This window comes from Prosthecobacter gellanilyticus (assembly GCF_007992435.1).
Lineage (GTDB): Bacteria > Verrucomicrobiota > Verrucomicrobiia > Verrucomicrobiales > Verrucomicrobiaceae > Prosthecobacter > Prosthecobacter gellanilyticus.
Genome location: NZ_BKAG01000068.1, coordinates 1 through 25,546, shown reverse-complemented (window position 1 = coordinate 25,546; position 25,546 = coordinate 1). Strand labels below are relative to the sequence as shown.

21 protein-coding genes are annotated in these 25,546 nt (G+C 59.5%); 10 read left to right on the top strand and 11 right to left on the bottom strand.

Features of this window, described 5'->3' with window-relative positions; translation table 11 throughout:
* On the bottom strand, positions 1-3,529 hold a 3,529-nt coding region (locus BGE01nite_RS26575), incomplete at its 3' end, for a DUF4394 domain-containing protein (protein WP_146855568.1).
* A 191-nt stretch (positions 3,530-3,720) separates the two neighbouring features.
* Between BGE01nite_RS26575 and BGE01nite_RS26570 the strand changes: the two genes are divergently transcribed.
* Both BGE01nite_RS26570 and BGE01nite_RS26565 read left to right on the top strand, forming a co-directional pair.
* The gene (locus BGE01nite_RS26570) at positions 3,721-5,133 is read left to right on the top strand and encodes an arylsulfatase B (RefSeq protein WP_146855566.1); all 1,413 of its coding nucleotides are present in this window, start codon (positions 3,721-3,723) and stop codon (positions 5,131-5,133) included.
* A gap of 103 nt (positions 5,134-5,236) precedes the next feature.
* Positions 5,237-6,160 (top strand): nucleotidyltransferase domain-containing protein, encoded by a 924-nt coding sequence (locus tag BGE01nite_RS26565; RefSeq protein ID WP_146855564.1) that lies wholly within the window; start codon positions 5,237-5,239, stop codon positions 6,158-6,160.
* 23 nt (positions 6,161-6,183) lie between these two features.
* Here BGE01nite_RS26565 and BGE01nite_RS26560 read toward each other — a convergent pair whose 3' ends face one another.
* Positions 6,184-7,146: a hypothetical protein gene (locus BGE01nite_RS26560; RefSeq protein ID WP_146855562.1), complete on the bottom strand. Its 963-nt coding sequence runs from the start codon at positions 7,144-7,146 to the stop codon at positions 6,184-6,186.
* A gap of 190 nt (positions 7,147-7,336) precedes the next feature.
* Between BGE01nite_RS26560 and BGE01nite_RS26555 the strand changes: the two genes are divergently transcribed.
* The 4 genes from BGE01nite_RS26555 to BGE01nite_RS26540 all read left to right on the top strand — a co-directional run bounded on the left by BGE01nite_RS26555 (position 7,337) and on the right by BGE01nite_RS26540 (position 9,945).
* Positions 7,337-8,092, top strand: a complete 756-nt coding sequence (locus BGE01nite_RS26555) for a nucleotidyltransferase domain-containing protein (RefSeq protein WP_146855560.1) — start codon at positions 7,337-7,339, stop codon at positions 8,090-8,092.
* 75 nt (positions 8,093-8,167) lie between these two features.
* Positions 8,168-9,085: a M28 family peptidase gene (locus tag BGE01nite_RS26550; RefSeq protein WP_146855558.1), complete on the top strand. Its 918-nt coding sequence runs from the start codon at positions 8,168-8,170 to the stop codon at positions 9,083-9,085.
* Complete coding sequence (locus BGE01nite_RS26545; protein WP_146855557.1) at positions 9,085-9,711, top strand: HD domain-containing protein; 627 nt, start codon at positions 9,085-9,087, stop codon at positions 9,709-9,711. Before BGE01nite_RS26550 ends, BGE01nite_RS26545 begins: the two co-directional genes overlap by 1 nt.
* Positions 9,712-9,726: 15 nt before the next feature.
* On the top strand, positions 9,727-9,945 hold the full coding sequence (locus BGE01nite_RS26540; RefSeq protein ID WP_146855554.1) for a hypothetical protein: 219 nt from the start codon (positions 9,727-9,729) through the stop codon (positions 9,943-9,945).
* Positions 9,946-9,997: 52 nt separating this feature from the next.
* Here the strand turns inward: BGE01nite_RS26540 and BGE01nite_RS26535 are convergent, their stop codons facing one another.
* A complete protein-coding gene (locus BGE01nite_RS26535) occupies positions 9,998-11,317 on the bottom strand; it encodes a DUF1552 domain-containing protein (protein ID WP_146855552.1) in 1,320 nt (439 codons plus the stop codon).
* A gap of 130 nt (positions 11,318-11,447) precedes the next feature.
* On the opposite strand from BGE01nite_RS26535, the gene BGE01nite_RS26530 reads away from it, so the two are divergent.
* Entirely contained in the window at positions 11,448-13,091 is a 1,644-nt protein-coding gene (locus BGE01nite_RS26530; protein WP_146855550.1) for an excinuclease ABC subunit UvrC, read from the top strand.
* 135 nt (positions 13,092-13,226) lie between these two features.
* Here BGE01nite_RS26530 and BGE01nite_RS26525 read toward each other — a convergent pair whose 3' ends face one another.
* From BGE01nite_RS26525 to BGE01nite_RS26490, 8 genes are all read right to left on the bottom strand, one after another.
* The gene (locus BGE01nite_RS26525) at positions 13,227-14,726 is read right to left on the bottom strand and encodes an efflux transporter outer membrane subunit (RefSeq protein WP_146855548.1); all 1,500 of its coding nucleotides are present in this window, start codon (positions 14,724-14,726) and stop codon (positions 13,227-13,229) included.
* A 9-nt stretch (positions 14,727-14,735) separates the two neighbouring features.
* The gene (locus BGE01nite_RS26520) at positions 14,736-17,924 is read right to left on the bottom strand and encodes an efflux RND transporter permease subunit (protein WP_146855546.1); all 3,189 of its coding nucleotides are present in this window, start codon (positions 17,922-17,924) and stop codon (positions 14,736-14,738) included.
* Positions 17,925-17,990: 66 nt separating this feature from the next.
* On the bottom strand, positions 17,991-19,157 hold the full coding sequence (locus BGE01nite_RS26515; protein WP_146855545.1) for an efflux RND transporter periplasmic adaptor subunit: 1,167 nt from the start codon (positions 19,155-19,157) through the stop codon (positions 17,991-17,993).
* A 63-nt stretch (positions 19,158-19,220) separates the two neighbouring features.
* Positions 19,221-19,823, bottom strand: a complete 603-nt coding sequence (locus tag BGE01nite_RS26510; RefSeq protein ID WP_146855544.1) for a TetR/AcrR family transcriptional regulator — start codon at positions 19,821-19,823, stop codon at positions 19,221-19,223.
* 118 nt (positions 19,824-19,941) lie between these two features.
* On the bottom strand, positions 19,942-21,684 hold the full coding sequence (gene polX, locus BGE01nite_RS26505) for a DNA polymerase/3'-5' exonuclease PolX (protein WP_146855542.1): 1,743 nt from the start codon (positions 21,682-21,684) through the stop codon (positions 19,942-19,944).
* Between the two features lie 54 nt (positions 21,685-21,738).
* The gene (locus tag BGE01nite_RS26500; protein WP_146855540.1) at positions 21,739-21,957 is read right to left on the bottom strand and encodes a hypothetical protein; all 219 of its coding nucleotides are present in this window, start codon (positions 21,955-21,957) and stop codon (positions 21,739-21,741) included.
* A 10-nt stretch (positions 21,958-21,967) separates the two neighbouring features.
* On the bottom strand, positions 21,968-22,318 hold the full coding sequence (locus BGE01nite_RS26495; protein WP_146855538.1) for a DMT family protein: 351 nt from the start codon (positions 22,316-22,318) through the stop codon (positions 21,968-21,970).
* Positions 22,315-23,274 carry a substrate-binding domain-containing protein gene (locus BGE01nite_RS26490; RefSeq protein ID WP_218033106.1) on the bottom strand — a complete coding sequence of 320 codons (960 nt, stop codon included), beginning with the start codon at positions 23,272-23,274 and terminating at the stop codon, positions 22,315-22,317. Before BGE01nite_RS26490 ends, BGE01nite_RS26495 begins: the two co-directional genes overlap by 4 nt.
* Positions 23,275-23,445: 171 nt before the next feature.
* Here BGE01nite_RS26490 and BGE01nite_RS26485 point away from each other — a divergent pair, with 171 nt between their 5' ends.
* From BGE01nite_RS26485 to rpsU, 3 genes are all read left to right on the top strand, one after another.
* The gene (locus BGE01nite_RS26485; protein ID WP_146855534.1) at positions 23,446-24,291 is read left to right on the top strand and encodes a sugar phosphate isomerase/epimerase family protein; all 846 of its coding nucleotides are present in this window, start codon (positions 23,446-23,448) and stop codon (positions 24,289-24,291) included.
* A gap of 329 nt (positions 24,292-24,620) precedes the next feature.
* A complete protein-coding gene (locus BGE01nite_RS26480; protein WP_146855533.1) occupies positions 24,621-24,974 on the top strand; it encodes a hypothetical protein in 354 nt (117 codons plus the stop codon).
* Positions 24,975-25,161: 187 nt separating this feature from the next.
* Complete coding sequence (gene rpsU / locus BGE01nite_RS26475) at positions 25,162-25,398, top strand: 30S ribosomal protein S21 (protein ID WP_146855531.1); 237 nt, start codon at positions 25,162-25,164, stop codon at positions 25,396-25,398.
* Positions 25,399-25,546: the final 148 nt, after the last annotated feature.

Genomic DNA, 25,546 nt, shown 5'->3' with positions numbered 1-25,546 from the left:
CCTCCCGCACGCGGAGGTCGTTGCTGGTGCCGATCAGATGGCCGGCCGTGTCGGTGCCAGCGGCGAGCACGAAACTGGCCGCCCCCACCTTCACTGTGCCAATCTTCTCTGCCACGATGCCGTAGTGATCACTGGCAGCGGCAGTGCCTGAGGCATAACCTTTGATGGTGACCGAGGCAATGGAGGAGAAAACAGTGTCCGCTGCTGCCTCAAAAATCTTCACATCATCAGCCGAGCCAAACTGGCCGTCCACATTGGTAATGGATCCGGCGACAATGCTGCTGGCGATGAAGTTGCCACCCACCGTCACCGCGCCGATGCTGGCGTCTGGGTTGCTGGGAGCACCGTTGACGGCGTAGCCGCTCAGGATCTGCGCATTCTGCATCGTTCCGCCGATAGAGATGCTCTTGATGCCGCCTGCCAGGACAGACGTGGCCGCATCCAGCCCCCCCTGCGCCGAGATGCGCCCGCCAACCATGCCGCCAATGATCTTGACCGCACCCAGTTGGTTTTGAGACATGATGCCGGTGAGGGCATGGCCACCGGTCAAGGAACCTCCGATGGTGACATTGCCAATGCTGCCGGTTGCATCCGTGGTCAGGATGCTGCCCGACCTGAGTCCAGCACCCGCGACGAGGTCCCCCAGAATGGAAACACTGCCGATGCCCTTGTCTCCCTGGATGGAACCACTGTAGGCACTGGCAGTGCCTTTGACATCGCCATTGACGACCACGGACTTGAGGATGCCTGAGGCAGAAACAGCGCCTGAACTCTCGCCATTGCCACCGATCAAGCTGCCGCCGATGACGGCCGCCCCCATATTCGCAGCTGAGCGAATCTGGCCGGAGCCAAAATCCGTGCCAGGATCCACCACGGTCCCTCCGATGATGGACCCTTTGATCGTGACACTGCCCATGTGGCCTAAAGAGGTAATGTGCCCTGTGCGGCTGTCCGTGCCACCGTAAACACTGCCTTTGACCAGCACATTGCCCATGATGCCGCCCGCCTCGATCGCGCCCGCATTGGTGCCTCCGCCGCCATAGATCGAGCCACCAATGGTGATGGTGCCCATGGCCCCGTCGGCATCCACCTTACCGGTCTCAGCGTTTGTGCCGCCGTAAAGATTACCGCCAATGGAAAGATTTCCCATGGTGCCCAAAGAGAAGATGCCGTTGGAAAAGATCGTGCCACGGCCATCCAGGTTGCCCTTGATGCTAATGGTGCCCATGGCACCCGCTTTCATCGTGCTGAGGATCCAGTCTCCGCCCACCGTCACCTGACCTAGCGTGGCCGCAGGGTTGGTGGCCACGGGACCCAGGGTCGTGTCGTGCCCGGCGAGAATTCGGGAATTGTTCACATCCTGCCCCACGCTGAGGCTCTTGATAGCCAACAACGCCGCCGGACTGCCAGCTCCACCTTCCGCAGAAATGCGGGCCCCGGAAACTTCTCCGGTGATCTTGATGGCGCCGATCTGGTTGTCCGAGATGATGCCGGTGGGAAGGTTGCCTTGACCAGTCACCGAACCTCCGATGGTCACATTGGCAATACTACCATCAGCAAGGCTCACCAACGAGCCGGAGTAGGAGCCGAAGCCGCCGGTCAGATCACCGCCGATGGTCACATTGCCCATGCCGCCGGCCCTGACGACGATGGAGCCACTGTAAGCGCCGCTAAACGGTCCGCTGCCCGCTTTGATGGAACCGCTGACCAGCACGGATTTGATGCCACCAGCCGCATAGACACTGCCTGAGGAGTCGCCATTGGAACCGATCATGTTCCCCCCGATGACGAGGGCTCCCATCTTGCCATCCGTGTAAAGGCAGCCCGAAAAATCATCTGTGGGGCCATGTACCACGGCACCACCGAGGAGGGAGCCTTTCAAGGTGACGTTGCCCATGCCAGCATAACCAGCAATGTAACCTGTGTCATATTGGGTGCCGCCCACGATGCTGCCTTTGACGAGGACATTGCCCATGATTCCCGCGCTGGCGATGTAGCCCGTTTCATCAAAGGTTCCTCCATAAAGCGATCCACCCACGGTGACATTTCCCATGGTGGTTGCAGAGTAGATACCGCCCGCAGCGAGCACGCTGCCGCCATAGATGGAACCATTGATCGTCACGCTGCCCATGGCCTGAGACGAAGCGATCCCGGCAGCACCCGTCGCCGTACGTGCATCCAGATTACCACCGATGAGAATGGAGGTGATGGAACCATCAGCCCCCAACACGGAGATCTGGGAATTCATGAAATCTGACTTCACTGTCAGCCCCCCGAGCTTGCCCAGGATATTGCTCACCGTGCTGCTGGCATTCGGAAGCTGGGTGCCGCTGAAGGCTCCCATGGACTGCACCGTGAGAGAGGCCAGACCCGGGATCGCATTACCCATCTGCCCAGCATCAATCCGCCCCAGGTCACCATTAATGCTGACTTTGCCCAGATCCACGCCCGAGGCATTGATGTGGCCGATGTTTGCAAACGAGTCCCCTTTGCCAGCCACAGGAACGGCAGTGATGGTGATGTTGGCACGCGCCCATTCCTGGCCGTCATCGCCAAGATTCAGCAGACGAAGCTGGGATCCATTGGCACCAATCAGGAAGCTGAAATCATCAACGCCCAAAGAAGCACCCGCTGCCGCGCCGGTGATCTGGATGGTCACCTTGTCCCCATCCAGATCCGTATAAGTGGCCGTGGTGGCATTGACGATGGTCAGGTCATTCGGAGGTGCGACTGAGATTCCCTGGATAGCCCGAGTCCCGTCACCCACAGCGCCGACCAGCGTGGCGGCCCCGGTCGTCAGATTGATGGAGTAGAGACTGCTGATGCCGCCGCTTTCGAAAACGGCGAAGGCTCCGGCACGGGCCGAAATATCGAAACCGACCTTGGAACTGGAGACATCAAAGCCTAAAGCGCCGACATTCGTCACCAACCCTCCATTGGGTGAATTCGGAGTGCCGTTCACACTGCCAATCAGGATCAGCGAGTCCGTGACGCTATCAATGCCGTAGAGTGTGGTCGCCGTCGCTCCTTCCACGTTGTTGGTGTAGGCCACTCCCACGATCGCAGAACTGCCTGGGCTCAGAGTCGTATCCGTGCCTGCCAGGGCACCATTGTTGGGATTGACGCGGAAGTTTTGATCCAGGTCCGTGGTGATGCGGATCCGGTCAGCGGCAGGATTGAAGTCAAAGGCAAACTCCTCGGCACCTGTGAAAGCACTGAAGAAAGGCGTGTTATCCACCCGTGTGGCCGCCCCCGTGGAGGGAATGATCTTGTAGATCCGTCCTTCGTCATTGTTGGCTCCTGCCACTTCATTGATGACCAGGGCATAGAGCTCCCCTGTGGCCGGACGAAAGTCGATGCCCACCACATTCTCCGTGGCCAGGATCCCGGTGATGACCGTGGTCGAGGTACTGGCGGGAGTGGCCGAATCAAAGGAGATCAGCGTGTCATTCGTTGTGAGCGCAATAACGCCGGCAGGCGCAAGGCGGGGTTCCAATGCTTCGACGCTGTTGTGCGGTACCTTTTTCATAAGTGGTCATTCCTCCAGGAGTGTGCTGTCCGGCAAACGGCTGCTCACATCAGCCTTGTAGGCGCTTCTATCTGTGGATGTACGGAACACCAAGCAAATTCGGGCATAACAAATAATAGAATAATTTGTAAATTATTTCTCACCAAGCTTCGGCAAGAGAGGCGCTTCCGCTTCGTTTCAGCAGCTCCGTCATGAACCCTACCCTTTTCTCAGCACTCTTCCTGATGTTTGCCGCCTCGGCCCTCGCCGAGCCCTCCCGCCCGCACATTGTCTTCATGCTCGCTGACGACCTCGGCCGTGCCGACTGCGGCTTTATGGGAGGCAAAGAGATTCAAACTCCGCATCTGGACAAACTCGCCAAGGCCGGATCCATCCTGGATCAATTTTACGTCCAGCCCGTGTGCTCGCCCACTCGCGCCGCGCTCATCACGGGCCGCTATCCCATGCGCCACGGCCTGCAGGTCGGCGTCGTGCGCCCCTGGGCTGAATACGGCCTGCCGCTGGACGAACGAACATTGCCGCAAGCTTTGAAGGAAGGCGGCTATGAAACCGCCCTCGTCGGCAAATGGCACCTCGGTCACTTCGAGCGCAGTTATGTGCCCACCCAGCGCGGCTTTGATCATCAGTACGGCCACTACAACGGCGCGCTCGACTACTTCACCCACATCCGCGATGGCGGTTTCGACTGGCATAAAAACGACCAGGAGAACCACGATGAAGGTTACTCCACCCATCTCATCGCCCGCGAATCTGCACGCATCATCCGCGAGCACGACAAAGCCAAGCCGCTCTTCCTTTACGTGCCCTTCAATGCTGTTCACAGCCCTCATCAGGTGCCTGACAGCTATCTCGCCCCTTACGGCAGCCTGAAAGGCGACCGCCAGAAATACGCTGGCATGCTCGCTGCCATGGACGAGGCCGTCGGTCAGATCGCTGCCGCCATTGATGAAGCCGGCATGCGCAAGGACACGCTCTTCATCTTCTCCAGTGACAACGGCGGCCCTAACCCCGGCAAGGTCACCGACAACGGTCCTCTGCGCGCTGGCAAAGCCACGCTCTATGAAGGCGGCACCCGCGTCGTCGCCTTTGCCACCTGGGATGGCAAGATCACCGCAGGTGGCAAGGTGAACGCCGCCCTGCACATGGTCGACTGGTATCCCACCCTGCTAAAGCTCGCCGGTGTCACCACCGATCAAAAACTCCCGCTGGATGGTCGCGATGCCTGGCCCGCCATCACTGAAGGCGCCGCATCACCTCATGACGCCATCCTCCTCAACACCACCCCCACCGGCGGCGCCATCCGCATGGGTGACTGGAAACTCATCATTGGCGGTGACATGCCCGACACCGAGGACGGCTTCTCCCCTACCGGCAAGGTGAAGAAGAAAAAGGGCCAGAAGAAAGCCGCCAAAGGTCCACGTGAAGAGCTCTTCAACATCGCCGAAGACCCTAACGAAAAGAACAACCTCGCCTCCGCCAACCCCGCCAAAGTCACCGAGCTCCGCGCCAAGCTCGACGAATACGCCAAGCAAGCCATCGCCCCCAAAAGCGCCCCCGTGCCTACCGGCTTCAAAACACCACGCGTGTGGGGCCAGAAGGATTGATCCATCTGTGCCCTCTGCGCTATCTGCGGTTAAAAATCTAGGCTTGGACTGGCAGTGAATACCTTGCTTGCCACAGTGACTCGACTCGTTCGTCGAGTCACGCATGTCCCACCAGCCGCAAAACATTCACGCCGGCACGCAGATCGTCACCAAGGTCGGCGTGCATGGCAGCAACAACGCCCTCGTTCATCCACGCGGAGCCGTGGGCATCATCACGCGCACGCCTTGCGGACACGAGCAGCACTACCTTGTGCGCTTTCCGGATGGCTTTGAAGCCTCGCTGCTGACGGATCAGTTTGAAGTGTTGAAACTCTTCAAGGACCGCTTGGATCCCACAGGCACTCCCGACTTTGATCTGGAGCAGCATGTCATCTACCGCTGCATCGTGGGCTCGCGCGCCTATGGTCTCGAGACAGACAGTTCAGACACCGACCTGCGCGGCATCTACCTCGCTCCCGCTGAGCTGCACTGGTCGCTGTATGGCGCACCGGAGCAGTTCGAGGACAACGCAACGCAAAGCTGCTACTGGGAGCTGCAGAAGTTTCTCGTCATGGCTCTGAAGGCCAACCCGAACATCCTCGAGTGCCTCTACTCACCACTGGTGGAAAAGTGCACACCAATCGCCGAGCAACTCCTCGCCATCCGCGACCGCTTCCTGTCCCAGATGATCTTCCAGACCTTCAACGGCTACGCCCTCAGCCAGTTCAAGAAGATCGAGCAAGACCTCCGCAACCAGGGCCAGGTGCGCTGGAAGCACGCCATGCATCTCCTCCGTCTCCTCATGACCGGTGCCGCCACCCTCCGCGAAGGCCGGGTGCCCGTGCACGTCGGCAGCCGCCGCGATGAACTCCTCGCCGTCAAACGCGGCGAACTCACCTGGCCCCAAGTCGATGCCTGGCGGCAGGAACTCCACCGCGATTTCGAGCAAGCCCTCATGGAGACAAAACTTCCGGAGAGGCCTGACTACGAAGCGGCGAATGAGTTTCTCGTTCGTGCCAGGAAGGACGCCATGCGGACTGACCGATGACGGGCCGCTTCCCTTGGTGAAACTCAGTCAGGATACTGTGGTATCGCTGGCTCTGCCCAACCAGACCAGAAGTCCGCATGTGTGTCCGGATGCTGCCCCTTCTCAAGCTTGCTCATCATGAACGACGTCCGTTGTGATTGGCGTGACTCCACCGCTTTGCGGGCACTCTCAAAGAACTGACGGGTTTTGAGCCTGTCCTGTTCAGACAAGACTTCATTTTTACGGCGCATCAATCCTTCAGGTGTTCGAACACCCTTGTCTGTCGTCCACTCCTCGGGATCGACGGGCATGACCGGGTAGAATGGCTTGCGCCCAGTGGCGAGAATCTCCTGCGCTCGCAAAGATGCCAGCTCCGCAATGCCGTATTTACCCACCGTATGCAGACCATTTGTGATCAAGATAAACACATCGGGAGACTGCCATGCGGCACCAAGAGTGACCAGCCCAGCAAGCCCCTCGCACCGACCCAAAATGTCCTGCTTTCGATTCAGCGCCTTCTCCATGGCATCAGCCATGCCAAAGAAGCGTCCGAGCGGCCATTGCGAACCAGGTGCATCAGGATTGTCCGACTGATCGTTAAACCAGTCGAGTAATACCATCTGGTAGATCTCCCGGCTGAAGTGCCCCTCGGGATTCACCTGCAAGGCTGCATTGATCGCCTCAATGGCCTTTTGCAACTCTGCGCGATCCCGAAAAGGCTCGGGCTGCTTCACCCACTTGTGAGCATGGAAGGTGCCGAGGTTGGCATAGTAGCGATAGCGGTCTTCCTTCGTGGCCTTGTCCCCTTGCAGTTGCATACGTATCTTCTTGCGTTGCATCCATTGGATCGCGAGATCTGACTTCCCGAGTCTGTCAGCAGCGACACCGCCATCATCATACAAGGAAAGATTATCCGAGGCAGACATGGATTCCTTCTCCATGCGCTGATGCCGCATCTCGTAATACAGCGGCGGATTGCGATCAAAGTAGCCCAAGATCGCAGCCACGATGTCAAACCGTCCGCTCGCTTCTTTGCGAAGTCGAGACTCCACGATCACCGTATCGCGATCCCATGCGCAGGCTCCGGCCCAGCGTGTCGACAGCAGGGAGGCGAGGGAAAGGAGAAAGGATGATCTTTTCATGGCACCTGTCTTAGCGGAAACTCACCTCCCAATTCAAGCCTCATTCCCGTTCCGCATGATCATCGACCCACGCCTCCACCGCATCACAGCTGCGCAGCCGTATCCTCTGCTTTTTGCCACGATCAGCGGCGCACACTTGTATGGCTTCCCTTCCCCGGACTCAGACTTTGATCTGCGCGGTGCGCATGTGCTGCCTCTGCCGATGGTGCTGGGGCTGGATGCACGGGATGAAACCGTGGAAGATGAGCGCATCATCGAAGGCCTAGAGATGGACATCGTCAGCCATGACGTGAAAAAGTTCTTCAACCTGCTGCTGAAGAAGAATGGCTACGTGCTGGAGCAGCTCACCTCGCCCCTCATCGTCCACACCACTCCCGAGCATGCCGAGCTCAAGGAGATCGCGAAGGGCTGCGTGACCCGCAACCATGCGCATCACTACTTTGGCTTCGTCGAGACCCAGTGGAAGCTCTTCTCCCAAGAAACCCCGCCGCGTGTGAAGCCGCTCCTGTATGTCTATCGTGTGCTGCTGACTGGCATCTGGATGATGCGGACCGGCGAGGTGGAAGCCAACCTCGTCACTCTGAACGAAAGTTTCCGCCTTCCCTACATCCCGGACCTCATCGCCCGCAAGCTCGGCGGCCCTGAGCAGTCCACGCTTGACGATGCCGACCTCGCCTTCCATCGCGGCGAGTTTGAGCGCCTCCGCGCCGAGCTTGAAGCCGCCCAAGCCGCCTCCACTCTCCGCGAGATCCCCAGCGAAGCCACCCGCTCAGCCATCAACGACCTGCTGGTGAGAGTGCGGATGAAGTAGCGGCGAACTCAAATGACAGGCCCCCGCTCCTGTGCACAGTGTGGCTGACCAACCCCAGCGCTGCTGCACATCGTCATGCTCATTCGAAAGGCCAGCCGTCTCAAAGCAGGAGTTCCCAGCACTCTGCTTCAGGAACTCTTCGCCACCATCACACCGGCCATGCTGCGAGGCTGGGTGGAGAGGATCTCCATCCCACGCCACATGGCGGCCAATCCCGAGGCGAACGCAGCCGTGGCCGAGTGGCTGGCGAAGGAGTTCAGCGACTGGGATTACGACGTCCAGTTCCAAGGCGAGTTCCGGAACGTGATCGCTCAGCCACCAGTCGTGGCAGACAAGGTCCTCGTCGTCGGCGCGCACTATGACAGCGTGCCAACCACTCCCGGCGCAGACGACAACGGCAGTGCCGTGGCCGCCATGCTCGGCTGCGCCAAGATGTGCGCGGAGTTCCTTCCAGAACTGCCCGTAGTGTTTGTGGCCTTCAACGGTGAGGAGGACGGTCTTCTCGGCAGCCAGGACTGGGTGGCTCGCCATCTGCCTAACACAGGATACCGAGTTGAATGCGCGCACGTGCTCGAGATGGTCGGCTACGCCAGCAGCGCTCCTGGCTCGCAGATGATTCCGCCTGGATTGCCCATCAGTCTGCCTGATCGCGGTGATTTCATCGGGCTGCTGACCAACCGTCATGGTGCAGCCGCCATGAAGACTGCCTTGCAGACCATTCGCACCGAACGCCCGCAACTGCCCGCCTATGGCGTCGAGGTGTTGCTAGGTCTTGAGAAGTATTTCCCGGTGCTTCATCGCAGCGATCACGCGCCCTTTTGGAAAGCAGGCATCCCGTCCATCATGTGGACAGACACCTCCGAGTTTCGGAATCCGCACTATCACTCCCGCACGGACACACCGGACACGCTCGACTACGACTTCCTCACCCAAGTGACCCAAGCCGTGACTGCCGTGGTGCTCACGCAGGCTGGCAGCATCTTGTCCAAGTGATGAGAACCAGCTTCGAGCACTGGCAGATACTCTGGAACCGCATCGCGATCCATGGCGATGCCGAGGCCTGGCATGCGAAACTCATCACCGCCTATCAAGAGCCGCAGCGAGCCTATCACACTCTCCAGCATCTCAACGAATGCTTGCTTGCCTTTGATGAGGCCAAAGCATGTGGATTGATGCAGAAGCCGGACCTGATCGAGATGGCCCTGTGGTTTCACGATGCCGTGTATGATCCACAAGCCAGCGACAATGAGACGCTGAGCGCCCAGATGGCCGTGGAAGCCTTGGGAGACAGCGAAACCTCGCGCGAGATCTCCCGCCTCATCATGCTCACCAAATCCCATCAGCCCGGCGAAGGCCCGGATGATGCCTGGATCATCGACATTGACCTAACCATCTTCGCTCAATCGCCCGAACGAGTGCAGGAATACGAGCAGCAGATCCGCCAGGAATACGCCTGGGTCCCCGAACCCGTCTACCGCGAGAAGCGCCCCGAAATCCTCACCAGCTTTCTGAGCCGCGAACACATCTACCTCACCCCTTGGGCTCAGGATCGATACGAAGCCAAGGCACGCGAGAACTTGCGGTTGCTGATCAGCGTAGTTGGCAGAAGCTCATTTTAAATCGATGATACTCCCATGACACCGTCAAAGCTCAAAGCCAGCCCTGAACGCACCTGGACATGGGACCAGTGGCAGGCTGGCCGCGCGGAGCGGCGGCGGCTGGGGAATCTTGTGGCGCCGAAGAACATCCGGCGCACGAAAAGCGAACGCGATGAATACCTTCGCGAAACCTACGGCGGTGAACGAGGCCCCAGGTTTAACAAACCATTCGACCCTTCAGCCGACGAAGCTTGAGCACGATCAACCAAGGCAGCATTGCCTTGATACTCTTGACCGAGTCAGCCCCTCAAATCACCAGCGCATTCTCCGCATCACCGAAGTGGCTCGTCTTCACGCCCATGCGGTCCATGAGGGAGATGTGGAGACGGCACATCTTGCGGTTAGGATCCTTGCTGAGGTCGTGGTAACGGCCGCCCTGGATGGTGCCGCCACCGCCGCCGGCGAGGACGAGAGGGAGCTGGCGTGAGTCGTGGGCATTGCCATCGAAGAGGCTGCTGGTGAGCACGATCATGCTGTTTTCCAGCAGGGTGCGCTCACCTTCATTGGTGGCCTGCATCTTGGCCAGGAACTCGGCCCAGAGCTTTACTTGGTGCTGGTTCACGCGCTGATACATGTCCAAACGGTGCTCGTCATTCGCATGATGGGACAGCTCATGGATGCCGCCACTGATGCCATCGAGGCTCGGGAAGCGCATGTTCGAAAGGTCGTTGTTCATCATGAAGGTGGCCACGCGCGTGCGGTCCATCTGGAAGGCCAGCAGCATGATGTCAAACATGAGGCGCAGGTGATCCTCGCTGCTCGCAGGGATGCCCGCCGCCGGGCGCCCGATCGTCGGCGTTTTGATGGTGGGCATCCAGCCCTGGCCGTTGGTCTCGGCCTGGCTGATCTTCTCCGCCAGTTCCACACGCTGCTCGATCTCGCGAACGGAGGTCAGATATTCATCCAGCTTCTGCTTGTCACGCGTGCTGAGCTTCGGCTTCAGGCTGCCGGCATCTTCCAGCACTAGGTCGAGGATGCTCTTGTCGCGCTTGCGGCGGCTGCCATCGTCAAAGAGCTGGTCAAAGGCCTGCTGCGGGAAGATCTCCTTCGGCGCCGGAGTGGTGGGCGTGCTCCAGGAAATGTACGCCGAGTAGATAGAGGTGAATCCACTGTCCGTGCTGTAGCTCGGGCGCTCTGTGCCGAGCACCACGCTGGGCACTGGCGTGAACTTGCCCGTATGCGCGGCGATGAGCTGGTCCATCGTGGTGCCGACCTCCACATCCGTGGTGGTTTTCTTCACCTTCAGGCCGCACAAAACGTTCATCTTGGGGTAATGACCACCCTCGCCCTCCACCGTCGTCGGGTTCCACAGACCTTTGAAGACGTTCACATGTTTCTTCAGCCCTTCCAGCGGACTCAGCGTCTTCATGAACTCCATGCCGTTCGCGCCCATGGAGGCACCCCAATGATGCGGGTTCACGCCGTTGCCGGTGAAGCACACGGCCAGCCGACGCGGCGCGCTGCTGTTCTTCACAGATCCAGCACCGAAGGCACAGATGGACTCCAGCCACGGCAGGCCGAGCGCCACGCCGGTGCCGCGGAGAAATTGACGACGAGAGGTAATCATTTGGGGGGAGAGAAGATACGCCACCAAAGGGCCAAATTCTACAACCTTGACAAAGGAAGCACAGAAGCGGCCAGGATTAGGTTTGGCAGCGATCTCAAAGCAGTGAAATAGTGCCTCTGACCACCCACCCATGGCCTCCCCCCGTAACAAACCCGACCTCATGGCGAAGCTGCGCGATGTGCCGCACACGCCCGGGGTCTACGTGATGCGGGACCGCCTGGGCAGCGTCATCTATGTGGGCAAGGCCCGCGACCTGCGGAAGCGCCTGAGCAACTACTTCACCCCGGCCCGCTCGAAGCTGGCCGACCGCAAGACCCGCGCACTGATCGCCAGCATCTGGGACTTTGAGTTCCACCAGGTGCGTAACGAGCCGGAGTCCCTGCTGCTCGAGGGCAAGCTCATCAAAGAGTTCCGTCCGAAGTACAACATCAGCTTCCGGGACGACAAACGCTTCCTGCTCGTCCGTGTGAACCTTCAGGATGATTTCCCGCGCTTCACTCTCACGCGGATGAAGCGCGATGACGCCGCCCGCTACTTCGGCCCTTTTGCCCACAGCGGTGCCCTGCGCACCACGCTGAACTGGCTGAACAAACAGTATGGTCTGCGCGTCTGCCACCCTATCCGGCCAGGCGAGCACGACTACAAGCACTGCTCCAACGACATCATCAAGAACTGCAGTGCGCCCTGCATCGGCCGCGTGACACCGGAGGAGTACAAGCAACGCATGGAGGAGGCTTGCAAGCTGCTGGAAGGCAAGGGCACGCGGGACCTCACCGGCGTGCTGGAAGAGGAGATGCAGAAGGCCGCGGCCAAGCTCGACTTCGAGCGTGCCGCCGAGCTGCGCGACATGATCGAAAGCATGCGCAAAACGCTGGCGCCGAAGCGCACCTTCGAGCGCGGCGCCCGTGCCAAGGTCATGTCCACCATCGATCCCATGGCGGACGTGAAGGAGCTTCAGGAAGAGCTCGGGCTCGAGAAGCCCCCGCTGGTGATGGAGTGCTTTGACATCGCGAACATCGGCACCGCGCACTGCGTGGCCAGCATGGTGCGCTTTAAAAATGGTGTACCGGACAATTCGAACTATCGCCGCTATCGCATCCGCTCCGTGAGCGGGCAGAACGACTTCGTCAGCATGGCAGAAGTGATCCGCCGACGCTTCTCGCGCATTCTCAAAGAAGGTCGCGAGGCGGTCGGTGCGGATGAAGCAGACTTCAGCCAGGAGTCACCCTTGGAAGCGATGGAGAGGCTTGGGAATGACGAAGCACGAATGACGAAGGACGAAGGCGGCAAGCAGAAGCCTTTTGTACGTTTGCCCGACCTCGTGATTGTGGATGGTGGCAAAGGCCAGCTCGGCATGGCGGTGGATGAATTGCAGAAGCTCGGACTCGGCGGACTGCCCATCGTGGGTCTGGCGAAGCAGGAGGAAGAAGTCTTCTTTCCAGGAGAGTCCGAATCCGTGAAGATCCCGCATGATCGCGGCGCGCTGAAGCTGCTCCAGCGCATCCGTGATGAAGCCCACCGCTGGGCGAATGGCTATCATCAACTACTGTTAGGCCGCCGCGTGGAGGAGAGCCTGCTGGATGACTGCCCCGGCGTCAGCCAGAACCGCAAGGCGGCTCTGCTCAAAGCCTTTGGCTCTGTGGCACGACTGCGCAAAGCCAGCGCTGAGGACATCGCCGCTAAGGTGTCAGGCATCAGCCGCACGCTCGCCGAAACCATCGTCGACTTCCTGACTTCGAGATCAAAGGAGAAGGACAAGACGGATCCCTTCTAAACACAAGAAAGCGCTGAGCGCCGAGGTGTCAGTGGCGGTGTAAGCTGCTTACCCTTTATCTCCCAATAGCAGGCAGCGCACTTTCCTTGCCACTGACACCTCCACGCTCAGCGCGTTTCGGGTCAGTTATGTCTTTTACGATTTACGACCGAAGAGCCGCGAGAAGAACCCAGGCTTGTCCAGATCCGCACGAGCCGCCGGATCAGGCACCACCTCGGGAACGGTCACAGGCTCAGCCTGGTCCCAACCACCGCCGATAGCTTTGATGAGGTTCACCGTGGAAATATTCCGCTGGCCGGCGATTTGAATGCTTGAGCGTTGAATGGTCAGAGCCGTGCGGTTCGCTTCGATCACATCCAGGTAAGGGCTCGTGCCTGCCTCGTAGCGAGTGTGGGCCAGACTGGAGGCCTTCTCAGCACTGGTGCGCGCACGCTGCTGACTGCCGGCCTGCGTGGCATAGTTGCGGATCTGCGAGAGACTCGTTTCCACATCTGCCACCGCGGCAAGAAAGGCCTGACGATAACCTGCCAGCGCCTCGTCATGAATGGACTTGGAGCGGGAGAGGTTGAAACGGTTTTTGTTACCCGAAAAAATCGGGATCGTCAGCTTTGGCCCGAGGCTCCACAGCAGCGAGGTAGGCTCGAAAAGAATGTCGATGTCACCACTCTGGAAACCACCATTCCCGGAGAGCTTCAGGCTCGGGAAGAACATCGCCTTCGCCACACCGATCTTGGCCGTGGCCGCAGCGAGCTGTCGCTCCGCCTGTGAGATGTCCGGGCGACGCTCCAGAAGGTCCGTTGGCACGCCGGCAGGCAGGCTTGGAGGCGAGCGGAGGTCGCTGCCATTCACAGGCAGTTTAAAACTAGCCGCGTTCGCACCAATGAGGATGGCGAGCACGTTTTCAAGCTGGTCGCGCTTGGCTTGAAGTGATGAAATCTCCGCTTCAGCACTGGCCACTTCAGTCTCCGACTGCGCCTGCTCAAGCTCGCTGCCAGCACCGGCTTTCACACGGGCGGTCGCGATCTTCAGTGCCTCACCACGCCAGCTCACGGCCTGGCGCACCACACGCATCTCGGCATCGAGAGCACGAAGCTGGAAGTAATTGGAGGCCACCTCGGCCTGGATGCCTAACAAGACATTATGCACAGCATCAGCGGCACCGGCAGCAGTGGCGCGGTCAGACTCCACACTGCGGCGGATCTTGCCCCAGAGATCCAGTTCCCAGGAGAAGTCGGCCAGAGCATTGAGGGCTTCACCGTCATAGCGCAGACCATGCAGAGGAAAGGCCGAAGGCATGTTGCCCGAGGTCCTCTGCTGCTCCGCCGTCAGAGTGCTGCCCAGAGTCGGGAAGAAATCCCCACGCGAGATGCGCGCCGTGGCACGAGCCTGGTCAAAGCGCGCGATGGCGGCCTTGAGCTGCTGGTTGTTTAATGTGGCGGTGGTCTCGAGCTCATTGAGCTTTGGATCACGGAACACCTTCCACCATTCGCCTTTCGGCAGATGGGAGGAGGGGTTGGCCGCGCGCCAGGTCACGCCCTTGAACTTGGGCGGAGATGCCGTGGCGGGACGCTCATAGTTAGGGCCGACCTGGGCCGTGGCCGCAGTCGTGAGGGCAAGGAAGAGGAAGGTGCGCATGACGGGAGATCAGTGGGAGGCTGGGAGGGCTGAGGCAGGAGCTTCCGGGGTGGTGGCCACGGGCGCGGCTTTCTTTTGGCGGCCGAGCTTCATGACGAGCACATAGAACACCGGGGTGAGGAAGAGACCGAGCAGGGTCACGCCGATCATGCCGCTGAACACGGCGGTGCCCATGGCGCGGCGCATTTCAGCACCGGCACCGGTGGAAACCACGAGAGGATACACACCCGCGATGAAAGCGATGGAGGTCATCAGAATCGGACGAAGACGCAGGCGGCAGGCTTCGAGGGCGGCTTCCATCGGAGGCAGGCCATGATCAGATTTCTCCTTGGCGAACTCCACGATGAGGATGGCGTTTTTACAAGCCAGGCCGATCAAGACGATGAAGCCGATTTGAGTGAAGATATTGTTATCGCCACCGGTGAAGTGCACACCCGCCAGAGCGAACAGCAAGCACAGCGGCACAATCAAGATGATGGCCAGCGGCAGACGCAGGCTTTCATACTGCGCGGCCAGGACCATGAAGACGAGCAGGATGCAGAGCGGGTAAATGAACACCGCCGTGTTGCCCGCGATGATCTTCTGATAGGTCAGGTCGGTCCACTCGAACTCAAAGCCGGAAGGCAGCACATCCTTCGCCAGTTTCGAGATCAGATCTTCAGCCTGGCCAGAACTCAGCGGCGGCAGGGGAGCACCGTTGAAGTCGGCAGCGAGGTAGCCGTTGTAATGCGTGACGCGGTCAGGACCGAAGCCTTCCTTCACCTTCACAAGAGAGCCCACCGGGACCATCTCACCCGCCAAATTGCGCGTCTTCAGCTTGGTGATGTCACTGCTCTCGTCGCGGAACTGCTGCTCGGCCTGGGCCACCACCTGATAGGTGCGGCCAAAGCGATTGAAGTCGTTCACGTAAAGGCTGCCGAGATTGATCTGCAAGGTCTCGAAGAGGTTCGACAGAGGCACCCCCTGGGCTTTCGCCTTCTCACGATCCACGTCTGCTTCAAGCTGTGGCACGTTGACCGTGTAGCCGGAGTAAACCTGAGTAAGTTTCTGCGTGCCATAAGCAGCGCCGACAAGCCCCTGCGTGGCCTTGTAAAGCTCGGCATAACCAAGGTTCTGACGATCTTCCACCATGAGCTTGAAGCCACCCGTGGAGCCGATGCCGTTCACCGGCGGCGGCGGGAAGACCATGACCATGGCGTCCTGGATTTGGGCAAACTTGGCATTCAGCGCACCGGCGATGGCACCACCGCTCAACTCAGGTGTGGTTCGGTCCTCGAAGTTATCGAGACCCACAAACACGATGCCCGCGTTCGGACTGATGGTGAAGCCCTGGATGGACAGGCCCGGGAAGGCGATGGCGTCCTTCACCCCTGGATGATCCATGGAGATCTGGGACATCTTGCGCATCACATCCTCGGTGCGGTCCAGAGATGAACCTTCCGGAAGCTGCGCAAAGCCGACGAGGTACTGCTTGTCCTGGCCAGGCACGAAACCATCCGGCACGATCTGGAAACCCTTGTAGGTGGCCCACACGAGACCGCCATAGATCATGAGTGCGATGATGCTCAGACGAATCGTGCGCTTCACGATGCCGACATACACATTCGACGACCAGTCGAAGAAGCGGTTGAAGGGACGGAAGAACCAGCCCAGCAGCATATCCATGGCCTTGGTCAGCAGGTCCTTCTTGTCATGATGCCCCTTCAGCAGCAGCGCGGAAAGCGCCGGAGAAAGCGTGAGCGAGTTGATGGCCGAGATGACCGTCGAGATGGCAATGGTGACGGCGAACTGCTTGTAGAACTGGCCGCTGAGACCGCTGATAAAAGCCGTGGGAATGAACACCGCGCAAAGCACCAGCGCCGTCGCGATGATGGGTCCCGTCACTTCCTTCATGGCTTGATGCGTGGCCTCGAGAGGCTTCAAGCCGTTGCGAATGTTACGCTCGACATTCTCCACGACCACGATGGCATCATCCACGACGATACCGATGGCTAACACGAGACCGAACAAGCTCAGGTTGTTGATCGAGAAGCCGAGCATATGCATGACGGCAAAGGTGCCGACAAGCGAGACAGGAACCGCCGCGAGAGGAATGAGCGAGGCGCGCCAGGTCTGAAGGAAGATGACCACCACGAGCACCACCAGCAGAATGGCCTCGATCAGCGTATGAATGACGGCATCGATGGACTTCTCCACGAAAACGGTGGGGTCATAGGCGATGGCATAGTCCACGCCTTCCGGCATCTTGGCCTTCAGCTCGACCATGCGATCACGGACGGCCTGCGACACAGCGAGCGCGTTTGACCCCGGAAGCTGGAACACGCCCATGCCGACAGCCTTTTTGTTATTCAGCAGGCTGCGCAGCGAGTAGTCACCGGAGCCCATCTCCGCACGAGCGACATCACGCAGACGAAGCTTCTCACCATTCGGGCCGGTTTTGACGATGATCTGCTCAAACTCTTCCTCGCTGAGGAGACGGCCCTTGGCATTCACCGTCAGTTCAAACGGCGCACCCTTCACCGGCTGCTGGCCGATGGTGCCCGCAGCCACCTGGATGTTCTGCTCGCGGATGGCATTCACCACATCACTGGAGGTCAGGCCACGTGCAGCAGCCTTGTCCGGGTCGATCCAGATGCGCATGGCATACTCACCACCGCCGAAGATCTGCACCTGGCCGACACCGGTGAGGCGGGTCAGCTCGTCCTTCACATTCAGCGTGGCATAGTTGCGCAGGTAGATTTCGTCGTATCGATCGTTAGGCGAGAGAAGGTGCACCACCAGCGTCATGTCTGGGGAAGACTTCACGGTAGTGACACCAAAGCGGCGCACCTCCTCAGGCAGTTTTGGCAGCACCTGGGAGACGCGGTTCTGGACCTGCACCTGGGCCAGGTCGAGTTCGGTGCCGATCTTGAAGGTCACCGTCAGCGTCATCACCCCGTTCGCGGTGCTCTGGGACGACATGTAGAGCATGTTTTCCACCCCGTTGATCGTCTGCTCCAGAGGGGAGGCGACGGTCTCAGCAATGGTCTTCGGGTTCGCGCCTGGATAGGTCGCGGTCACGATGACCGTGGGTGGTGCCACCTCGGGATATTCCGAGATCGGCAACTGGAAGAGAGAGATCGCTCCGAGGATGAACGTGAGCAGCGAAAGCACGCCCGCGAAGATCGGTCGGGTGATAAAGAAGGAGGAAAAGTTCATGAGGGTCCCTTCGGGAGTAGGTATGAGTGTCCCTTGTTAGGCGGAGGAGAGAGAGGTCCGCGTTTCTTACTTCGCTGCTGTTTCCTTGGGCTTCTCAGCCGCGGCGGCCATGGGCGCCACGGGCATGCCGGGCTGCGGCAGGCGGGCCTGGCCGTTGATGATGATTTTGTCTCCGTCGGCCAGACCGCTGCGGATGATGCGCTTGCCATCGATCACCGGTCCGAGCACGACCTGCTTGTAGACGGAGATGGCAGGAGACTTGGATTCGTCCACGCCGAGCACATATTTGTTCGCCTGGTCAGTGAGGATGCTTTTCTCATCCACCAGCAGTGCGGGATACTTGCCGGTCATGGGCAGGCGGATGCGGGCAAACAGACCTGGGGTGAGCGTGCCATCGCTGTTCGGGAACTCCACACGCAAGACCATGCTGCCCGTGCCGGCATCCAGGCGGTTGTCGAAGGACTCGATGTAGCCTTTGTGCGGGAAGTCAGACTCATTGGAAAGCTGGAGCTCCACAGGCACCTTGTTGTCACCATTGGTGAACAGTTTGTTATCCCGCTTCAGGGCCTGCAGCTTGAGCAGGCTGTTTTCATCGATGTCTGCATACACATACACCGGATCAATGGTCACAATGCTGGTCAGGATCGTGGTCCCGGCGGTGACAAAGTTCCCTGTCGTGGTGATGGCGCGGCTGATGCGGCCGGAGATGGGAGCCTTCACTTCCGTGTGCTCCATCTCGATCTCGGCGCTGTGCTCGGCGGCTTGCGCAGATTCGAGGGCGGCAAGACCCTGCTTGTACATGGATTCGCGAGTTTCACCCTGCTCTGGAGCGATGGCCTTGGCCGCGAGGAGTGAGGACACACGGTCAAACTCACGCTTGCTGGCCTGGGAGCTGGCTTCAGCACGGGCGACCTCGGCCTTGGCGGCACGCAGCTTGGTCTGGAAGGGGCGCTGGTCGATGGTGAAGAGGATGTCCCCCTTCTTCACCAGGGCGCCGGCCTGGAAATGCACCTCCGTGATGTAACCGGCCACGCGCGGACGGAGTTCCACCGTTTCCAAGGCTTCGACACGCCCGGTGAACTCCTCCCACTCCACCAACTCACGCTTCTCCACAGGGGCGAGCGTGACCGATGCAGGGGGCATCTGGCCGCCACCATGCGCATCACCGCCAGCGGGTTTATGGCAGGCGATGAGCAGCAGGGCGGCGAGTGGTAGAAGGCGGGAGGCGTTCATGGGCTTCAGGGGGGGGCTGATGTTAAAGTTGACTAGTTGGTTAAAAATCAGGGAAATAGGAAATCACACGGGTTTGTCGATGCGCAGGATGCGGCGGGCTCCCGCCTCCATCTCGTCGAGGTAGCTCAGGTCATTCCAAATGCGGGCGTGGAGCAGCAACCCCTCCCCATAGGCAAACACGATACGTGCCAAGGCGGGTGCGTCGGGTGCATCAATGATGCCCTGAAAGTGGGCATCGCGGATGGCACTCTCATAATAGCGGATGAACTGGCCCAGGATCTCCTGCAGTTTGTCCCGCAGGCGGTCCTCAATGGTGCTGACCTCCGCTCCGAGCGTATGAATAGGGCAACCGAGCACTCGGCCGTGCTTGGCCTTCATCTCTTCCTGTTCCTCGCGGAATTCCCGAAAACAGCGCCAAATGCGCTCCAGAGGCGGATTTACCGGGGAAAAGGTCTGGTCGAGCTCCTTGCGATGCTCCGCCCAGCTGTGATCGATTCCCGCCAGGGCTAGATCGGTCTTCGACTCAAAAAAGTGGTAGAAACTGCCCTTCTTCACCCCTGCCCTCTCGCAGATCTGGTCCACAGACGTGCTGTGGTAGCTCCCGGCCCAGATCAGTTCGATCATGGCTTCGAGGAGTCTTTCTTTGGCATCCGAGGTGCGTCCCATGTTCGCACTTCTAGCCATACTAGACGGTCAGTCAACAATTATTCTTGACCGATCGTCTAGTTTCGAATTCTAAGCGCCTCATTTCGAAGGGACTACGCCGCCCGAAAAAGGCGAAAACTCAGCGCTCCTTGGCTCTCAGAGCCGCCTCCACCTCCGCCAGAGGCAGGCAGTTGATCACGTCTTTCCGGGTCAGCCAGCCTTTACGAGCGGCGCGGACACCGAGGAGGACGTCCTGTAGGCCTCGGGTGCTATGGGCATCGGGATTGATGCTGCATTTCACGCCTTTCTCGGCCGCCAGACGCCACCAGCGCCAGTCCATGTCCAGGCGCCAGGCACTGGCATTCAGCTCGATGATGGTGTTCGTGGCTGCCGCAGCATCGATGACGGCCGGGATATTCACGGCATAGGATGGCCGCAGGGCCAGCAATCTGCCGGTGACATGCCCGAGCATAGTGACATGCGGATTCTCGATAGCGCGGATGATGCGCGCGGTCATCTCGGCCTCGGGAAGGTTGAAGACGTTATGCACGCTGGCCACGCAGTAGTCGAGCTCCGCCAGCAGCTCGTCATCGAAGTCCAGCGAGCCATCCTTCAGGATGTCCACCTCACTGCCTGCGAAGATGCGGAACTGCCCCGCATACTCCGCATTCAGCTCGCGGATCTCGGCGAGCTGCGCGCGCAGGCGCTTCTCATCCAGACCATTCGCCTGGAAGCTGCTCTTGCTGTGATCCGCGATGCCGAGGTATTGCAGACCGAGCTCCATCGCCGCCTCGGCCATCTCACGCAGCGTGGCCTTGCCATCGCTGGCCGTGGTGTGGTTGTGAAAGACACCGCGCAGGTTCTCCAGCTCGATGAGTTTCGGCAGACGACCTTTCTCAGAGGCATCAAACTCACCGGAGTTTTCACGCAGTTCCGGCTCGATGTAGTCCAAGCCTAACAAACGATAGATCTCCTTCTCCTCGTAAATCTCGGCCGCTTCTTCCGGCACGCTGCCACCTTCCTGCGAGGGCTTGAAGCCATACTCGTTCAGAGAAAGACCGCGATCCAGCGCGCGCTGGCGCATCACCACATTGTGCTCCTTGCTGCCGGTGAAGTAGTTGAGCGCAAACGGATACTCCGCGCTGCTCACCGCACGCAGATCACACTGCACACCATTCGTGGCATACACGCTGGCCTTGGTGCCGCCCTGGGCGATGATCTTGTTCACCTCCGGCAGCTTCACAAAGTCCGCGATGACCTCCTCAGGCCGTTTCGTGGCCACCAAGAAATCGAGATCTCCCACCGTCTCCTTGCCACGGCGGAAACTGCCGCAGACTTCCGCGCGCGAAACCGATGGATGCGCGCGCAACTGCTCCAGCATGCTCTGCACAAGGCCATACACCTGATCCTGACGGAACACTGATGCATGCTGCTCGCGGAAGGCGATGGCTTCGAGGATCTTCACCACCGTCTTGTCACCAAAACCGCTGATCTTCGCGGCCTCGCCGCTTTCACAAACACGCCGCAAATCCGCCAGCGAGGCCACCCCAAGCTTCGAATACAGCGCGGCGATCTTTTTCGGCCCAAGACCGGAGATATCAAAGAGTGCGAAGAGTCCTTCGGGAAACTCCGCCTTGAGCTTCTCATAAAACTCCAGCTTCCCGGTCAATGCCATCTCATGCAGCTTGTCGCGCAGCGCATCGCCGATGCCCTTGATGCCCGCGAGCTGGTTGTCCCGCGCCAGTTGCATGATGTCCCCGGCATAGCTCTCCACCACCTCCGCCCCTGTTTTGTAGGCACGAATCTTGAAAGGGTTCTCCCCCTTCAATTCCATCAACAGGGCGATGCGTTCAAAGATCTCGGCAGCAGCTTCTCGGGTCATGCGGCGAGAATGCCGAGTCCCTGCGGCAATGCCAGCGCGTGTTTCAATGACACGTCACCGAAAAAACAACCCGACGAGCGCAATGCTGGAGAAGAAGACCACCAGCCCCACCAAACCGCACCAATGATTCTCCAGATCCGGCTGATAGCGGCCGAAGGTGACAAGGCGCAGAGTCCAGTAGCCGAGGGGGTAACAAATGACCTCCCAGAAGATCCCGAGGCCATAGCGGAAAAAGCCGCCGATGGCTTCACCGATGAGATCACCCAGAGGCATAAGCTTGAATCTATTTTCGGAAGATGAAATACACCGCTCCGCACATGCAAAGACCGGCCCAGACGAAGTCCCATTTGAACTGCTGCTTCATGTAGAAGATCAGGAAAGGCACGAACACGGTCAGTGTGATGACCTCCTGCAGAATCTTGAGCTGTGGCAGGGAGAGCGCGTTGCTGCCGATGCGGTTCGCCGGCACCTGCAGCACGTATTCGAAGAACGCGATGCCCCAACTGAACATGGCCGCGATGAACCAGGGCTTGGCCTTCATGTCCTTCAGATGCGCATACCACGCGAAGGTCATGAAAACATTAGAGGCCACGAGAAGGCCGACGGCTTTGAGGATGGTCCAGTTCAGGGTCATTGCTTCAGGGAAGCATCTTTCTCACCATCCGCCTTCCGATACAACTCCGTCGGTATCAGCATTTGCGGCGGCACATCGGCCCCTTTGAGATGCTGGATGAAAGCTTTCACCACCTCCTGGCCCATCTTGTCCGGAAACTGGATGGGGTCTGCATAGATCTTGCCTTCCTTGATGGCTTGCTTGCCCTCGGGCTGGCCGTCGAAGCCGATGATGACCACCTTGTCCGCGCGCCCAGCTTTTTCCAAAGCACCACGCGCGCCGAGCGCGGAGGGATCATTGATGGCGAAGATGCCGATCATGTCCGGATGCGCCTGCAGCATGTCTTCGGCGGCCTTGTAGCCCTTGTCCTTGGCACCGCCGCCATCGAGCTCGCTGACGACCTCGATCTTCACCGCTGCCGTCGCGTTGTGCTGGTCCAGCACTTCCTTGAAACCCTTCACGCGCAGGATGCAGGACTCCACCTGCTTCAGGTCCAGCACGCCGATCTTCCCTCCCCTGCCCGCCAATGCCTCAATCATGGCTTTCGCAGCCTGCCTGCCACCGTCAAAATTATCCGTGGCCACCTGGGTGACGATCTTCACGCCCGGCTCCTGGCAGGGAATGTCCACGGTGAAGACAGGGATGCCTGCCGCGTTCGCCTCCTGGATCACCGGCACGATGGCCTTGGAATCCGCCGGGCTGAGGATGATGGCCGCAGCTTTCTTGACGATGAAATCCTTCACCTGGTTGCTCTGGCGTGCCACATCATTGTCCGCACTAACCACAAGTGTTTCATAACCCTGCTTCTGCGCTTCGGAGGCGATGTTGTCGCCGATGACTTTGAAAAACGGGTTCTGCAAGGTCAGCAGCGAGGCCGCGATGACACCGCGCGACGGCTTGGCCTCCGGTCCAGATTTGCCGCAGCCTGCCAGCAGCAGAGCCGAGAACCCGAGCATGATGAAATGGCGATGATTCATGAGGTGGTGCATTTTCAGCGGACCGGGTTGGTTATGGCAAGCTTGGTTTAATGACGAAGCTTGAATCACGAATGATGAAAACGGAGAGCGGCCAGATCCTACATTCGTCATTCGGGTTTCGTCATTCCTTCTTGTGCCCTCCGCCCCGGCCTGACAGAGTTTCTCTCCCACATGAAAACCATCCTTTCACTCTTCCTCGTCCTCGCCACGGCCGCCAGCGCCCTGGCAGATGGAGCCTTCACCGGCACGACCGGCCTGCAGCTCTACAGCCTGCGGAATCAGTTCAAACTGCGCGGCGTGCCCTGGACGCTGGATCGTGTAAAATCCTTTGGCATCACGGAGGTGGAGCTGGCCGGCACTTACAATCTCTCGCCAGAGGAGTTTAAAAAGGAGCTCGACCAGCGCGGCCTCATCCCGGTGAGCGGTCACTTTCCTTATGGCCGTCTGAAGACGGATCTCGACAAGGTCGTGAGCGAGGCCAAGACCCTGGGCCTGAAATATGCTGGATGTGCCTGGATCGACCACAAGGAGAGCTTTGACGAGGCCGAGTGCCAGGACGCCATCGCCACCTTCAACAAGGCTGGCGAGGCCCTCGCTGCCGCAGGCATCACCTTCTTCTACCACTGCCATGGTTATGAGTTCGAGAAGCATGCGGACGGCACGCTCATGGATGTGCTGATCAAGGGCACGAAGCCCGAGTTTGTGAGCTACGAGATGGACGTGCTCTGGGTGATCTTCCCGGGCCAGGATCCCGCCGCGCTGCTGGAAAAATACCCCACGCGCTGGAAGCTGATGCATCTGAAGGACCTCAAGAAGGGTGTGGCCACCGGCTCTCTCAGCGGCGGCACGGACGTGAAGAACGATGTGACCCTGGGCACCGGCCAGATGAACTGGCCCTCCATCTTCACCGCCGCGCAGAAGGTGGGCGTGAAGCATTTCTTCATCGAGGACGAGTCCCCGACCTCCGAGGACCAGATCCCCAACAGCCTGAGCTTCCTGAAAAATCTGAAGTGGTAGGGAACGTCTTTTGCTGAGGGTAGCATCTCGCAAAACTCCTTTCCGAAAAGCGCTGGCGGGGAGGTGCCATTGGCTGCGTCAGGCGCTTGCCTGTTATTTCCTAATAGCAGGCGGCGCACCTTCCTTGCCACTGGCACCTCCGCGCTCAGCGCTTCCCTTTCGGAAATCAGTTTTTCAAGACGCTCCATCCGGCCATGTTGCAGGGAAGAAATCCCCTCGTGACATGGCCGGTCGCTTTTGGCAGAACCGCCGCGCGCGCTGGGAATATTCCAGTCGCCTCGGCCTCTCTATAGATCCATCCCACCCACACTCCCCCCCTTCACTCACCCATGAAGAATCGCTCCCTCCGCACCATTGTCGCCCTCGCTGTCCTCGGCAGTTCCCTCTCCGTGTTCGCCGACGAAGTGATCACGAATGCCATGAAGAAGTATCACAAGCCTGACGACGCCCTTTGCAAGAAGGTCAGCGGCGGCACGGCCAGTGATGCCGAGGTGGCTGAGATGCTGAAAATCTATGAGGCAATGTCCGGTGCGAAGCCCAAGAAGGGTGACGACGTCTCCTGGAAGGAAAAAACCTCCGCCGTGATCACGGCCGTAAAGAAAATCCAGTCCAAGGACTCCGCGGGCCAGGCCGAATTCAAGACGGCCATCAACTGCAAGGCCTGCCACACCGTCCACAAGTAAGATCCCCCCATTTCCGGTCTGCTTCCCTCAGGGAAAGCTGACCAGCCCGGCCTCAAAGGCGGGAGGTGCCCAGGAGGGTACCTCCCGCCTTTTCCTTTGTACCTCCGAACAGTTATCTTTCTGGTTGACGGAAGAGGCTGGGGCCGTAGTATCGCGGCCCCTTTTCAAACCCACTCTTTCCCCTGATATGCCAGAAGTCCAAATCCGCAAAGGTGAGCCGATCGACCGCGCTCTGAAGCGCCTCAAGACCAAGCTCGAGATGGAAGGCATCTTCGAAGAAGTTCGCCGTCTCCGCGCTCACGAAACCCCGAAAGAGCGCACCAAGCGCAAGGCCCGTGCTGCTGCCAAGCGTGGCAAGATCCGTTTCCGCTTCACGATGCCGAAGGCTCCCGTGGAAGCTGGCGCTGAGGCTCCTGCAGCTTAAGCCATCGTTCCCCCCAAGCTCGTTGTCGGGATACTCCAACCGATTTCCAACCACAAAGGCTGTCTGTTCTGCAGACAGCCTTTTTGTTTTTGCAGGCCAAGCGCCCTGATCAGAGCGCATCAGCCTGCCGCCAGAGGTTCTAGAGCAT